Origin of the sequence: Novipirellula sp. (genome assembly GCF_041583735.1) — a bacterium.
GTDB lineage: Bacteria > Planctomycetota > Planctomycetia > Pirellulales > Pirellulaceae > Novipirellula.
Genome location: NZ_JBFHFD010000160.1, coordinates 1 through 14,826 on the forward strand (window position 1 = coordinate 1; position 14,826 = coordinate 14,826).

General features: G+C 55.0%; 9 protein-coding genes and 1 pseudogene. 8 read left to right on the plus strand and 2 right to left on the minus strand.

Translation table 11 applies throughout. The features are described 5' to 3' along the window. The 3 genes from ABX962_RS13960 to tnpA form a co-directional block, all read left to right on the plus strand. A partial coding sequence (locus ABX962_RS13960) for a CRTAC1 family protein (RefSeq protein ID WP_372720386.1) occupies positions 1-1,788 on the plus strand: 1,788 nt, incomplete at its 5' end. A 55-nt stretch (positions 1,789-1,843) separates the two neighbouring features. Further along, entirely contained in the window at positions 1,844-2,836 is a 993-nt protein-coding gene (locus ABX962_RS13965; protein WP_372720388.1) for a zinc-binding alcohol dehydrogenase family protein, read from the plus strand. Between the two features lie 304 nt (positions 2,837-3,140). Further along, the gene (gene tnpA, locus ABX962_RS13970) at positions 3,141-3,605 is read left to right on the plus strand and encodes an IS200/IS605 family transposase (protein ID WP_372720390.1); all 465 of its coding nucleotides are present in this window, start codon (positions 3,141-3,143) and stop codon (positions 3,603-3,605) included. 933 nt (positions 3,606-4,538) lie between these two features. Here the strand turns inward: tnpA and ABX962_RS13975 are convergent. Together ABX962_RS13975 and ABX962_RS13980 are read right to left on the minus strand one after the other, a co-directional pair. Then, complete coding sequence (locus ABX962_RS13975) at positions 4,539-5,945, minus strand: sulfatase (RefSeq protein ID WP_372720391.1); 1,407 nt, start codon at positions 5,943-5,945, stop codon at positions 4,539-4,541. Positions 5,946-6,010: 65 nt separating this feature from the next. Beyond that, the gene (locus ABX962_RS13980; RefSeq protein WP_372720393.1) at positions 6,011-7,630 is read right to left on the minus strand and encodes a sulfatase; all 1,620 of its coding nucleotides are present in this window, start codon (positions 7,628-7,630) and stop codon (positions 6,011-6,013) included. Between the two features lie 194 nt (positions 7,631-7,824). On the opposite strand from ABX962_RS13980, the gene ABX962_RS13985 reads away from it, so the two are divergent. From ABX962_RS13985 to ABX962_RS14005, 5 genes and pseudogenes are all read left to right on the plus strand, one after another. Continuing rightward, positions 7,825-8,139, plus strand: a complete 315-nt coding sequence (locus tag ABX962_RS13985; RefSeq protein WP_372720395.1) for a TraR/DksA family transcriptional regulator — start codon at positions 7,825-7,827, stop codon at positions 8,137-8,139. A 54-nt stretch (positions 8,140-8,193) separates the two neighbouring features. Further along, on the plus strand, positions 8,194-8,595 hold the full coding sequence (locus ABX962_RS13990) for a hypothetical protein (protein ID WP_372720397.1): 402 nt from the start codon (positions 8,194-8,196) through the stop codon (positions 8,593-8,595). A gap of 8 nt (positions 8,596-8,603) precedes the next feature. Beyond that, on the plus strand, positions 8,604-9,467 hold the full coding sequence (locus ABX962_RS13995) for an RnfABCDGE type electron transport complex subunit B (protein ID WP_372720399.1): 864 nt from the start codon (positions 8,604-8,606) through the stop codon (positions 9,465-9,467). A 156-nt stretch (positions 9,468-9,623) separates the two neighbouring features. Continuing rightward, positions 9,624-14,543, plus strand: coding sequence for a 2-oxoacid:acceptor oxidoreductase family protein (locus ABX962_RS14000; protein WP_372720401.1), 4,920 nt, complete (start codon positions 9,624-9,626; stop codon positions 14,541-14,543). Beyond that, a pseudogene (locus ABX962_RS14005) lies at positions 14,540-14,826 on the plus strand (hypothetical protein); the annotation flags it as partial. The gene ABX962_RS14000 and the pseudogene ABX962_RS14005, both read left to right, overlap by 4 nt.

Sequence of the window (14,826 nt, forward strand, 5' to 3'; positions counted from 1 at the left end):
CTGGCCGAATTTCCCTCTGGCAACGACGAATCAACGATTTTGTGTGGGCTTGATCCAAGCGAGTTGCCGTCGCTGGATCGTTGGTTCGCCATGCTCAAACCTGTCTCATCCACCGCGGATGCTGCGATTCAAACCGTCTCGCACGTTACAGCGGCTCGCGACGATTTTCCCCAGATCGATGCCGTATTCTCTAACGTCGCTGAGCAAGTCGGTATTGAGTTTCGCTATCGCAATGCCGCCGTCCCAGTGGAACGTGAGTTTCAAATCTTCCAAGCCTTCGGTGGCGGAGTGGCATGTTTGGATTTTGATCGAGATGGACACGTCGACTTCTATTTTGGACAAGCGGCGACAACTCCACCTGATGGAATCTCGGCTTATTCCAATGCGTTGTTTCGAAATCAAGACGGTCACTTTACAAACGTCATCACGGGGGCCACGGCGGACAATCGAGGGTACGCCGTCGGTGTGACTGCGGGGGATTGGAACCAAGACGGTTTCGCCGATTTGATGATCGGAAACTTGGGGCGAAACGAACTGTTGATCAACCAAGGGGATGGTAGTTTTCGTCCGCTTGCTGACGACTCGCTCGCAGAGGTGTCGTCGTTCACCAGCAGTGTGGCGATCGCCGACGTGACGGGCGACGCGATTCCGGACATTATCGAGATTAACTATCTGGATGATCCACGCATTTTTGATCCGATCCAGTATGATACCGATGGCAAGCCCGTCTCATTGCCGGGGCCGTTGCAATTTAAACCCGCAATGGATCGCGTCTGGGTTTCCGTCGGCGATGGAACGATGATGCCAAAACCGCTCGGGGATCAAGATGCAGACCGCTTTAGTACCGGGCTTGCCTTGTTGGTTACGGATCTGGACCAAACGCCTGGTAACGATGTCTTTGTCGCAAACGATCTACGAGCGAATCAATTGTGGGTGCGTCACGATCCTGATGATTTGCGTTCGGCGATGGTGGATGTCGCGGTGTCACGAGGCGTGGCGTACGGAAGTGCGGGCAAGCCGATGGCGTGCATGGGGATTGCTGCGGCCGATTTCGATGGCAATGGGCGAACCGATTTGCATATCACCAATTTTGAAAATGAGTGGTCCAATCAATACATGCAGAACGACGCAGGCGTGTTTGTCGATTCCGCAGTGCCGTATCAATTGGACACGGTGTCACGAAAGATGTTGGGATTTGGAACCCAGGCGATTGATTATGACAACAACGCCGTGTGGGACTTGATCGTCGGCAATGGGCACATCGAAGATCTGACCGCCACTGGAAGTTTATTTGCAATGCCCACGCAACTTTTGGCCGGGCGGGGAAAACGATTTGAATTGCAAGAGGTTTCCGGCGACGATGGCTATTGGAACGGCATGCATTTTTCGCGAGCGATGGCAAAATGCGACTTCAACCGTGATGGACGCGTCGATGTTGTCATCACGGATCTAAAGCAGAATGCGGTCTTGCTTGAAAACCAAACCTCCACGTCGCATCATTGGCTGCAACTCGAGTTGGTAGGGACGACATCAGAACGGGACGCGATCGGGGCGCGAGTGACGGTCGAGTTTGACTCGCGATCGATCACACAAACGGTCAACACCGGAGATGGTTACTGTGCAAAGAACGAGCCGGTGCTGTGCTTTGGACTCGGGGCAGCCGATTCGGTCGATCGAGTCAGCGTGGTGTGGCCAAGCGGTCGAGAACAGGTTTTTGAGCGATTGACCTGCGACACTCGTTGGATGTTGACCGAGGGTGAATCGGCCTGGGACACTACGCTACAATAGCGTCTCTGCAAAATTCTCTGGCTCGATCCCCCCATCTTCACTTGAGTTGCCGTCTATGAAAGCTGCTTTTATTGAACAGACTGGACCTGCATCGTCGATCCAATATGGCGAATTGCCGGTGCCGGAAATAACCGAGTCACAGGTGCTGGTGCAAGTGGGGGCGGTTTCGGTCAATCCGATCGATCTGTACATCCGCAGCGGTTTGGTGGCCGCCAATTTGCCAAGTCCTTACGTCATTGGTTCGGACCTGGCCGGCACCGTCGAAGCGGTTGGGGCGAAGGTGACTCGGTTCAAAGTCGGCGATCGAGTTTGGGGAGTGCAGCACAGTTCTGCTGGCCACCAAGGCACGTTTTCAGAATTGTGCGCAATCGATGCACCGTGGCTGCATGCCATCCCGGAGGATGTTCGGGACGAAGACGCTGCGGCGATCGCGCTAGTTGGGATCACGGCTCATTTGGGAATCGTTCGCGAAGCACGTTTGCAGCCGGGTGAAACGATCTTTGTGCATGGTGGCACCGGCGGTGTCGGATCGGCCGTGGTGCAAATGGCCAAAGCCATCGGAGCACGCGTGATCGCGACCGCTGGCGGTGAAGAAAAGGTGAAGCGTTGTCGTGATCTCGGTGCCGATGTCGTTATCGATTATCGCGCCAGTGACGTTGCCAGTGAATTGCAAACGGCGGCGGCAGAGGGAGTCGATGTGTTTTTCGAAACGCTGCGAGAGCCCGATTTTGATTTTGCCATTGGTGCCATGGCGCCACGCGGCCGAATGGTCGTGATGGCAGGTCGCGACGCACGGCCGGAGTTCCCCGTGGGCCCGTTTTACGTCAAAGGCTGTTCGCTGCACGGATTCATGTTGCTCAAGGCGAGTGCAGAAGAACAACAAGCTGCCGCCGATGACATCAATCGTTGGTTATCCGCAAAACAGCTTCGCCCGTTGATCGACCGAGTGATGCCGCTCAGCGAAGCCGCCGAGGCGCATGCATTGCAAGAAAAGCAAACGCTGGAAAACCAAGGCAATCTCACCGGCAAATTGGTCCTAACCCCGTAGTGGATCTTGCTAAAGATCCCATCAAGAGCAAGGACAGCCACGAAGTGGCGGCAGCCGTCCCTTCGGGACTCACGAACAGCCACGAAGTGGCGACAGGTTGTAGCCATGGGCGTCAGCCCATGGAACGCGTACACGTTGTGCGCCGAGAGTCCCGAAGGGACGACAGGAGATTCCACGCCCGCGATTCCTGTCGCCCCTTCGGGACTCACGAACAGCCACAAAGTGGCGGCGTTATGATGCAGGGATTCGTAACCACCTCACCCCTTCGTCCCAATCGGATGACAGGAAGAACCGGAGCGTAGCCATGTCGACTTTCACTAATTTGCTGTTCCACATCGTCTACAGCACGAAATATCGAAAGCGAACCATTCGTCTGGAATGGCAGGACGAACTGTACGGTTACGTCGGAGGAATCGTCCGAGATCAGAAAGGGACCCTTCTGAAAATTGGCGGTGTTGAAGACCACGTTCATTTACTCGCGAAGCTAAGTCCGACAATCGCGGTTTCAGATGTGCTCAGAAAGATCAAATCGAACTCGTCGAAATGGATCAATGAACGCCCGGACGTGTCGAGAACGTTTGAGTGGCAATCCGGGTTCGCGGCGTTCTCAGTTAGTGAATCTCAGTCGCCGTCTGTTTCCGATTACATCGTCAGTCAAGCCGAGCATCATCGGAAGATGACCTTTGAGGAAGAATTCCTTGCGATTTTGAGGAAACACAACATCGAATTCGACATGCGGTACGTCTTTGAGCAGGAGATCATTGAATGACTGTCGCTTCGGCAGTCACGAAGTGACGAGCATGGACAGCCACGAAGTGGCGACAGGCTGTAGCCATGGGCGTCAGCCCATGGAACGCGTGCACGTCGTGCGCCGCAAGTCCCGAAGGGACGACAGGAGATTCCACGCCCGCGATTCCTGTCGCCCCTTCGGGGCTTTGCGATCGCGTTTGCCCCCGCATCCACGGGCTCACGCCCCGTGGCTACAACAAGCCGTCCCTTCGGGACTCACGAACAGCCACGAAGTGGCGACAGGTAGTAGCCATGGGCGTCAGCCCATGGAACGCGTACACATCGTGCGCCGCAAGTCCCGAAGGGACGACAGGAGATTCCACGACGGCGATTCCTGTCGCCCCTTCAGGGCTTTGCAATCATGTTTGCACCCGCATCCACGGGCTCTCGCCCGTGGCTACATCGTGCCGTCCCTTCGGGACTCACCAACAGCCACGAAGTGACGAGCATGGGTAGCCACGAAGTGGCGATATGTTGTAGCCATGGGCGTCAGCCCATGGAACATGAACGCGTCGCGCAAAGTTAGTCCCGAAGGGACGACAGGAGATTCCATGCACGCGATTCCTGTCGCCCCTTCGGGGCTTTACTTTGCGATCGTGATTGCCCCCACATCCACGGGCTCACGCCCCCTGGCTACAACAAGCCGTCCCTTCGGGACTCACCAACAGCCACAAAGTGGCGACAGGTTGTAGCCATGGGCGTCAGCCCATGGAACGCGTACACGTTGTGCGCCGCAAGTCCTGAAGGGACGACAGGAGATTCCATGCACGCGATTCCTGTCGCCCCATCAGGGCTTTGTGATCATGTTTGCCCCCGCATCCACGGGCTCACGCCCCGTGGCTACAACAAGCCGTCCCTGCGGGACTCAGGAACAGCCACAAAGTGGCGGCATGCCGTCCCTGCGGGGACTCAACTAATAATCCTGTCCATTGTCACTAGATTTGCATGAAGCTTGCCAATTCGCGAACGCTTGCTTCATACTGCTGACCCGTTCGGCATTGCGATCAGCCAGATCATGACTTTCACTTGGGTCTTGATGCAAATCGTACAACTCCCACGTTTTGCCACTGTCTGTGCTGATGATTTTGTAGGAGCCTTGATGCCACGCTTGCTGTTTGCCGGATTGGAATCCGATTGGTTGGCTTCGCTCGGATTTTGGGTTGGCAATCGCATCGATCAGCGAGATGCCGTCGATCGGACGCGAATCGGGATACTCGGCTCCGATCGCCGCGAGCACGGTCGGTAGGTAGTCGCTTGTGACGGCAGGGAAATCGGTCGTCGATCCAGCCTGGGTATGTCCCGGCCACACCAAAATTCCTGGCACGCGAACGCCGCCTTCGTACAACGAACGTTTGCGGCCGCGAAAGTCGATCGCGGAACCCGGAGCTTTTCCCGCATTCCCTTCGGGGCCATTGTCGCTACAGAACCACAGCATCGTATTGTCGGCGACGTTCATTTCAGCTAGCTTCGCTCGCAATCGGCCCACTTGTTCGTCCAGCGCCGTGACGCATCCGTAATAATTGCGTTCATAACTCTCGTGATCCTGGTAGTGTTTGGCGTGCTCTTCACCGGCGACGACTGGCAAGTGCGGCGCGTGGAACCAGACCGCAGCAAAGAAAGGGGTTTCTTCGGACACCGCATTCTCGATAAACGGGATCGCGCGGTCCATGATCACACGGGAATCATCTCCCTCGAGATTCTCGGTAACCGGGTTGCCGGCGTGATCCCAGTAGTGTGTTCCGTAGGACTTGGCATTCGCTTTGTCGGAGATCGCATCCCAGTGGCCGTTGTCCTTGGCATTGGCCGGTTTGATCATGGGATCATAAGTGGGAACTTTCGATTCGGTCACAAAGCTGTCGTCGTAACCATGTTGTCGCGGCGGTGAGAAATGTTTGGCTCCTTGGGGGCCGCCGCGATTGGCATCTTTGACCGTGGTTGTCAACGTTCCGAGGTGCCATTTTCCAAAATGCCCCGTGGCATAGCCGTGCTTTTTCAATAGCTCGGGAAGCGTGATCTCGTCCTGTTTTAGATGCCCGGTATTTGCGAAATAGATGCCGTAGCGAAACGGATGACGGCCGGTCAAACAGCTGCCGCGTGTGGGGCTGCATACGGGGGCGGCAGCGTAAAAACGATTGAACTTCAATCCGTCGGCTGCCATCGCGTCAATGTGTGGCGTGTGGATGGGCGACTCGGCGTTAAAGCATCGAGGATCCCCGATGCCAAGATCATCGCACATGACCAAAATGACGTTGGGTTTATCCGCAGCGGTCGCTTCCAATGCCAACAAAACCGTCAGCGAAAATGCAAAGAGGAGACGCATCGAATTTCCTTATTTTGTTCCGTACTGAACCATGGTTAAGCCGCTTTTCGCATCACGGTAATAACTTACAGCGATATCGGAGGCCCCGCCGGTTTCCCGGTCTGCTTGTCGATCGGATACTTCGGTTGCCAAGTGGGATGTTTTTGATTCAGCCAAGCATCCATCTGTTTGGAAATCGTCGAGGCAATTTCAGGACGTGTCTTGATCAGATTCTTGGTTTCACCTTGATCTTCGCTCAAACAGTACAGTTCCCACGAATCGGTCTCGTAGACGTACATCAACTTGTAACGTTGGCCATCGATGTCTGCGATTGCAGATACGGCCGGTTCGGCTCGTTTGTCCATGTAACCAGGGAACAGATAGAACACGGTGTTTCGTGTTCGCTGCGTGTTGGGATTTCGCAACATATCGGCAAACGACTCGCCGTCCAGCGGATGTTGGTCCGACGAGGGAACCCATTCTTTTCCGGCTAGCTCAAGGTAGGTGGGGTAATAGTCAACCGAGTGGACTTTATGATCCGTGACGGTGCCCGCCGGAATCACGCCAGGCCAATAGGCGATCAAGGGAACGCGAATGCCGCCTTCGGTCAGCATTCCTTTTTCGCCTCGCAGCGGTTGATTGTCTGCGTGAGTACCGCCATTATCTGAGGTAAATAGAATCAGCGTGTTGGCCGCGATGCTGTCGTCGGGGTTACCATCGCCATTGGGATCCTCGAGCGTCGCCAGTATCCGGGCCAAGTTTTCATCGACGCCAGCGATGAAGCCAACATACTCGGCCATTTTCTTATCTGCAGCGCCGATGCGAGCGATGGCAGCTTGTTTTAGGTCCGGCCGAGCGCGAACCGGTCCATGCACCGCGTAGGTGTGAAATTGCAAATAGAAAGGTTTGTCGCCGCTGGCAAGCTCTTTGACGGTGTCTTGCATCGCATCGCCTAACGCATCACTGATGTGCTTGGGCGTATCGAGCAGCGATTTTGGCAGTGCTCGTTTCGCCAAATAGGCATTGTCGTACGGAGCGGCGTAGCGATCAAAGTGTCCGAGTCCGACACCTTTAAAATTCCACTTGCCGTTTTTCTGTGAAGCAAAACAGGTTGGTTGATGACCTTGGCCATATCCGCCCAAATTGATATCGAAGCCGACATTTTCGGGCATCGTTGCTTCGCCGCGATGACCGCCGACGTGGAATTTGCCGATATGAGCGGTGGCGTAGCCGTTTTGCTTAAGCGCCTCGGCCACCGTGATCGCCTCCGGAGCAACATCCTCGGATTGCTTGGGACCTTCGAAACGAGCGGCTTCCTTTTTGATTCCGCCTCCGCCAAATCGGTTCAGATGTCCGACCACATAAACATTGTTGTTGACACGGGCCGGATATTGACCCGACAACATCGCCGCTCGGGTGGGAGCACAATTAGGTTGGGCATAGGCATGCGTAAAGCTGAGTCCGCCAGCGGCGATTCTTTCGATCGTCGGTGTTTGGTAGACCTCTTTCGTCGTCCCCATGGTCGCCTGTTTCGCACTGATGTGATTCCATCCCAAGTCGTCGACCATATAGACGATGATGTTGGGTTTGGATTGAACCGGATGGTTGTTGTCATTCGCAGCGAGCGACTGGGTTGCCGCGTTCATTGCTGCGAACGACGCCAGGACGAAGAAACGTAGAAAGGTCGAACGGGGGCTGCGTATCACGAGGGGCCTCTCGAAGCGGTTTTTGAAAGGATTAGGGGGCGGCATGCCGACGGGATGGAGGGATTTCATTGTAGCCTGCGGCATCGGCGACTGCACGCGTGTCATCAACCTGGGCAGTGATCCAGTTTGCCTCTGCGGTATGCGATTTGCTTTTGATTGTTAGCAACTTGTCCGACCTACGCGAGGAAAGTCACATGACTGACTACACCAAATTGAGAACGGAACTCGAAGCACAACTGAGTGACCTCGTCGCCCGAGCCGAGGGGATCGACAACGACCTCCGTAAACCCGGCGACGAAGATTGGGAAGAGCGAGCGGCGGAATCCGAAGGGGACGAAGTGCTGGCCTCGGTAGCCGATCTTGCAATCAAAGAGATTGAACAGATCAAGCATGCACTGCACGAGATCGACGAAGGAACGTATGGCAAGTGCACCCGCTGCGGTAAACAAATTCCGCAAGAGAGACTCGAGGTGGTGCCCTACGCCACAACGTGTACCGGATGTGGTTGATCGTGTGATTCTCGCTCGATCAAACCGAAATTGACCCTTGTAGCGGAGACGGTGATGCGCATTCGATTGCCCCTGATGGTGTGTGGTATCGCGATGGTTTTGATGTCCGCGATGTTTGGTCGGTCGCAACAGGCGGAAAAGCCCGAATCGCAGATGGAGGTCCAGAAGCGGGACATGCAAAAGAAGCTGGACTATTCAAAAAACATCCTCGATGGATTGGTGACCGAAGATTTCGACAAAATCCTTGGCAATGCCAAATCGCTTAACACGCTGGCAAAACACAAGTGGATGCAGAATGATTCGATTGCTTACCGCACCCAAAACCAAGTGTTTTGGTTTACCACCGGGACGCTGATGACGGCAGCGGAGCAAAAGAATCTCGACGGAGCAATGCTCTCGTACACCCAGATGATGCACACCTGTGTCAATTGTCATCAGCTGATCCGACGCCAGTAGTTTGTGCCATGACGATCGTAACCTCCGTAGCGGTAATTGCTGGATTGACGTTGGCTTTGGCGTCGATGATCGTGATCGCCAATCGCTGGTTACACGTCCAAGAAGACCCCCGAATTGATCAGGTGGAATCGATGTTGCCGCACACCAATTGCGGGGCATGCGGCTATCCGGGATGCCGAGCGTTTGCCGAGGCATTGGTGCGGGGCGAGACGTTGCCTGTGAAATGCACCGTCGGTACAGCGGGGGACCACGTCAAAATCGCGACCTTTTTAGGCGTGGATGTCGGCACGCAAACAAAGCGAGTGGCACGTTTGGCATGTGCGGGTGGGAGCAATGTGGCTCGAAACCGCGCGCATTACGAAGGACTCGGTTCGTGTGCCGCCGCGGCATTGGTTGCCGGAGGTGGCAAAGCTTGTTTTTGGGGGTGTCTTGGTCTAGCGGACTGCGAGCGTGCGTGCGATTTTGATGCAATCGAAATGGATGTGCACCAGATTCCGGTGGTCGACGAAGATCGCTGTACTGCCTGCGGCGATTGTGTCGAGGCGTGCCCGAAGGATCTGTTTTCACTTCACCCGGCGAACCAGCGGTTGTGGGTGGCGTGTGCTTCGTTAGCCGAAGGAGACGAAATTCTCAGCGATTGCGAAGTCGCCTGCACGGGATGTGGTCGCTGTGCGATGGACGCACCGGTCCAGATCCAGATGAAGCATCATTTGCCCGTTATCGACTACAGCAAAGGTTCGTTGTCGGCGATGCCCACCCAGCGATGTCCAACCGGCGCGATCGTTTGGCTCGACAAAACGCTTGGACCCGTGAAAGGCCGAGCGGCCAAAAAGATCATTCGCCAAGGCAATGTACGCGAAGGGATCTCGTAAGCGATTCGTCGCGGGGGTCGGCATGGGCTTTGCGTCGGCATGGGCTTTGCGTTCTGAATGGTTGCTTTTGAGAATGCTTTGCTTTTTAAGGGTTTGGCGTTTGAGCCGCAGCCCGAATTGCATGGAAGCGGCTTTTTTCCGTGAGCGATGGTGGCCATGACGAAATCAAAACGGGAATTCAAATACCCAGGCACTCGTGTCGCAGTCGATGGAAACACTGCGGTGGCGATGTGTGAACGCGAGTCGACCGATGCGGCCGGGGCATACCCGATCACGCCCTCCACGCAGATGGGCGAGTATTGGGCCGAGGCCGCCGCCAGCGGCCACTTGAATATCTCGGGTCGTCCCTTGATTTTTATTGAACCGGAAGGAGAGCACGCTGCCGCGGCGGTCACCGCGGGGCTGTCGATGACGGGGTTGCGAGCGAGCAATTTTTCGTCCGGCCAAGGCATCGCCTACATGCACGAATCGCTGTACGCAGCGGTGGGAAAACGGTTGACCTATGTCCTGAATATCGGGGCACGGGCAATGACCAAAGCGACGCTGAATGTGCACGCCGGGCATGACGACTATCACTGCATGGATGACACCGGCTTCTTTCAAATGTTTGCCAAAGATGCGCAGAGCGTCGCCGATTTAAATATCATCGCTCATCGCATCGCCGAACTTGCATTGACACCGGGCGTTATCGCACAGGATGGGTTCCTAACGACTCACTTGATCGAATCGATCCAAGTTCCCGAACGCGAATTGATCCAAGAATTTCTGGGGCGTCCCGACGACATTATCCAAACGCCCACCCCGGCGCAGCAGATTATCTACGGCGACACACGGCGACGGATCCCCGAGGTATGGGACGTCGACAACCCAGTGATGACGGGCACGGTTCAGAATCAAGACTCGTACATGCAAAGCGTCGCCGCCCAGCGTCCCTATTTCTTTGATCATTTGCCGGAGTTGACCGAGCAAGCGTTCGAGCAATTTTATCAGCTGACCGGCCGCCGCTACGATCGTGTAATCGGCTACCGCGTCGACGATGCGGAATACCTGATCGTCGGTCAAGGCAGTCTAATTCCGACGGCCGAGGCGGTGGCCGATTACCTGCGTGAAAGCCGTGGCATTCGAGTCGGCGTGATCAACCTGGTGATGTTTCGCCCCTTTCCCGCCGATCTTCTCAGCCGAATACTCAAGGGCAAAAAGGGTGTCGCGGTGCTAGAGCGACTCGATCAACCGCTTGCGGTCGATTTGCCGTTGATGCGAGAAGTCCGCGCGACGATGAGCCGCTGTCTCGAGAATGGGCGGGAGCCATCGAAGCCTGTGTTTGCAAACTTGGAAAACTATTGTTCGCTTACGGACGCACCCTCGCTGTATTCAGGTTCCTTTGGCATGGGTAGTCGCGATTTGCAACCCGAGGGCGTGGTGGCAGCGATCGAGAACATGCTTCCGCAAGGCCCGAATCGTAAGTTCTTCTATCTGTCGATTGACTTTCTGCGGGAAAACCCGGTCAGCCCCAAACAGCGAATTCACCAACAAGACATCGAATCGAAATATCCCGACATCCGTAAACTTGCTATTCGCGGATCGGAGAATCCGAACTTGATGCCCGAAAGCAGCATCACCGTGCGAATGCATTCGGTCGGCGGCTGGGGCGCGATCACGACCGGCAAAAACTTGGCGTTAACGCTATACGATTTGCTTGGGTTTCATATCAAGGCCAACCCGAAATATGGTTCGGAAAAGAAGGGGCAACCGACAACCTATTACCTGTCCGCGGCTCCCGAACCAATTCGCATCAATAGCGAGTACTTCTATGTTGACGTCGTGTTGTCGCCCGATCCAAACGTGTTCCACCATACCAACGCCTTGGCGGGACTAAAGGAAGGCGGGGTGTTTATCATCCAAAGTGACAAGACGTCTGCCGACGAGGTGTGGAAGAGTGTGCCGGAGCCGTATCGCCGGATTTTGATTGATAAGAAGATCAAATTCTACTACTTGGATGCGTTTCAAATTGCTCGCGACGAGGCGAGTGACCCTGATCTGCAGTTGCGTATGCAAGGCATTGCATTTCAAGGAGCCTTTTTCTCGGCGTCCCCGGTTGCTGAGAAAGCTGGATTGTCTCAGGTACGTCTGATCGAAGCCATCCGCAGCCAATTGCAACACAAATTCGGCAGCAAAGGGGCTCGTGTCGTCCAAGAAAACATGGCGGTCGTCAAACGAGGGTTCGACGAAGTCAAAGCGGTTGCCTACGGTGCGATCGACGAGGAATCTCCGCATAAAACGACGACGCGAGAACCGGCACTTCCGGTGGTACTAAAGACGCAACCGGCAAGCAAGTCTCGCCGGTCGGACATTCATCGTTTCTGGGAACAAACCGGCAACCTTTATGCACGTGGGATGGGATCCGACACGATCACCGATCCCTTTATCGGTTTGGGAACCATCCCCGCGGTGACCACGATGTTCCGTGACATGAGCGGGATTCGTTTTCAACATCCCCAATGGATCGCTGAAAACTGTACCGCATGCGGACGTTGTTATACGGTTTGCCCCGATACCGCGATTCCGGGACTAGTCAACGAAGTCACTCAGGTCTTTGACACGATCATCGCTCGGCTTCGCAAACGGGGAATGGATTTAAAGTACCTGCCAAAAGCGGTTCGTGACGTCGAGAAAAATTTGCGTCCAATCTTTGCCGAGGCGAGCGAAAATGACAACGTGTTGGGAATGTTACAAGAGGCGATCAACAAGACTCTTCGCGACAGCAAACTCGAGAAGGGTTCGCGTGACGAACTCAAGCACGAACTCGAAGCGTTCCGCGAAGAAATTGGCGAGTTTCAGTTTGCGTTGTCGCGTCCTTATTACACGCTGAAAGAGAAAGAGTCGCCTGGCGAAGGCGGGTTATTGAGTATCACGGTGAATCCCAATACCTGTAAAGGGTGTATGGAATGCGTGCAAGTATGTGACGACGACGCACTTCGTGTCGTGCCACAAACGGACGAGTCGCTCAGTACATTGCGGCGAAATTGGGATGTTTGGCAGGATCTGCCCACGACACCGAAAAAGTACATTCGCGTGCAAAACATCGAAGAGGGCATCGGTGTACTCGAAACATTGTTGTTGGACAAACGAAACTATTCGTCATTGGCCAGCGGTGACGGTGCCTGTAACGGCTGTGGCGAAAAGAGCGTCATTCATTTGTTTACCGCAACGGTCGAAGCACTCATGCAACCTCGTGTCGAGCGACATGTCGCAGCGTTGACCGACTTGATTGCCAGACTTGAAGTTCACATCCAGCGTCAATTGGTGCATGAAATCGATGTCGGCGATCCCGATTCGCTTGCCAAGATCGTGGACGAAATAGGCACCGCGGATGTGACGCTCTCAGGGATCGCGCAACGAGTCGAAAAACAACGGGGCGGCGAGCCGATTGATCAGCAATGGCTTCGCCGCGTCACCGGCTTGTTGGCGAAACTAAAACGTCTTCGCTGGAACTACGTCGAAGGGGTCACCGGGCGTGGGCGTGCCAACGCCGGAATTTTGAATTCGACCGGCTGTTCGTCGGTGTGGGGCAGCACGTTTCCGTTCAATCCCTATCCCTTCCCCTGGGCCAATCATTTGTTTCAAGATGCCGCTTCGATGGCGATGGGAGTTTTCGAAGGGCACATGAGCAAGATGGCCGACGGTTTCAAAGCAATCCGCTTGGCCGAGCAAGAGTTGTCGGGCAATGGGAATGATCCAGCCGATTCGTCGTTGACCTATTTCAATTGGCGACATTTTAGTGATCAGGAATGGGAACTCTGTCCCCCGGTGGTCGCGATCGGAGGTGATGGTGCGATGTACGACATCGGTTTTCAAAACCTTTCACGCCTCATGATGTCGGGCAAACCGATCAAGGTGCTGATCTTGGACACGCAGGTCTATTCCAATACGGGCGGACAAGCCTGCACGTCGGGATTCTTTGGGCAGATTTCTGACATGGCTCAATACGGCAAATCGATCCAGGGCAAACAAGAGGTTCGCAAAGAAATCGGTTTGATCGGAATGGCGCATCGCACGACCTATGTGATGCAGAGCACGATTGCACATCCGAACCATTTGATCGAAGGATTCATCGAGGGGCTGAAGTCACGGCGACCAGCGCTTTTCAATCTCTACACCTCTTGTCAACCCGAGCATGGCATCGGAGATAACATGAGTGCCAATCAGGCCCGCTTGGCAGTGGAATCGCGAGCCTATCCGCTGTTTCGCTACAACCCCGATCATGGCAATCGACCCGAGCAGTGTTTCGATTTGGAAGGCAATCCCGCGATCGATCAAGATTGGCCTCGCTACGAATTGAAGTACACTGAGAACGGGCGTCACAAGACAATGTCGCTGCCGATGACCTTTGCGGATTTTGCCGCGACCGAGATCCGATTCCGCAAACATTTCCGGACGGCACCGCCGGAAACGTGGAACGACAAAATGATTCTGCTGTCCGATTTCTTGGAACTTCCGGCGGAGGAACGTGAAGGACGGTTTCCTTATGTGTGGAGCGTCAATCGCAAACAGGAATTGATGCGTTTATTGGTCGCGCCGCCAATCGTTGCGTCCTGCGAGGATCGTCGCGACTTCTGGACGATGCTGCGAGCGATCGCCCGTGTGAACGAAACGGAACCGGATCGCACCGCAATCGAAAAGGATGTCCGGCGGGAAATGACCAACCGTATCGCGTCGGGGATGATGCAATTATTGACCGGCGAAAGCAACGGGGCGGCCGTTGTCGTTGCGGACCCTGTGCAGACGATTCCCGACCGGCAGTCATCGGCGAATGCCAATAGCGAATTCATGGCACCATGGATCGACACCCCCGAGTGTACTTCGTGTGATGAGTGCGTCCGTTTGAACCCCAATATCTTTGCCTACAACGACAAGAAAAAGGCATTCATCCAAAATCCAGAAGGAGGGCCTTACAAGGACTTGGTCAAGGCCGCTGAACGCTGCACAGCCCAAATTATTCACCCAGGGTTGCCGAAAGACCGCAGCGAAAAGGACATTGAAAAATGGATCGCTCGTGCTGAGAAGTTCAACCAATGAGAAATCTACGGTTTGACTTTTTTCGCGGTAAGACATTCGCTCATGGGATTCATCCTCCTGAATCGAAACAGGAGACTTGTCATCGCGAGATTCAACAATTCCCGTTTGCACCGCTATTGATCGTGCCACTTTCGCAGCACATCGGCAAACCAGCAGTGCCCGTGGTTGGTGAAGACGACGAAGTGGTGCGAGGCCAATTGATCGCCGCGGCAGACGGATTCATGTCGGTGGCGATCCATGCTCCGGCATCAGGAATCATCCGCCGAATCGCCCCGACCCCCAG

Bases quoted from the DNA above. Each gene is read 5' to 3' on its own strand.
- ABX962_RS13965 (WP_372720388.1), top strand. From the start codon at position 1,844: ATGAAAGCTGCTTTTATTGAACAGACTGGACCTGCATCGTCGATCCAA.
- tnpA (WP_372720390.1), top strand. From the start codon at position 3,141: ATGTCGACTTTCACTAATTTGCTGTTCCACATCGTCTACAGCACGAAA.
- ABX962_RS13975 (WP_372720391.1), bottom strand. From the start codon at position 5,945: ATGCGTCTCCTCTTTGCATTTTCGCTGACGGTTTTGTTGGCATTGGAA.
- ABX962_RS13985 (WP_372720395.1), top strand. From the start codon at position 7,825: ATGACTGACTACACCAAATTGAGAACGGAACTCGAAGCACAACTGAGT.
- ABX962_RS13990 (WP_372720397.1), top strand. From the start codon at position 8,194: ATGCGCATTCGATTGCCCCTGATGGTGTGTGGTATCGCGATGGTTTTG.
- ABX962_RS13995 (WP_372720399.1), top strand. From the start codon at position 8,604: ATGACGATCGTAACCTCCGTAGCGGTAATTGCTGGATTGACGTTGGCT.
- ABX962_RS14000 (WP_372720401.1), top strand. From the start codon at position 9,624: ATGACGAAATCAAAACGGGAATTCAAATACCCAGGCACTCGTGTCGCA.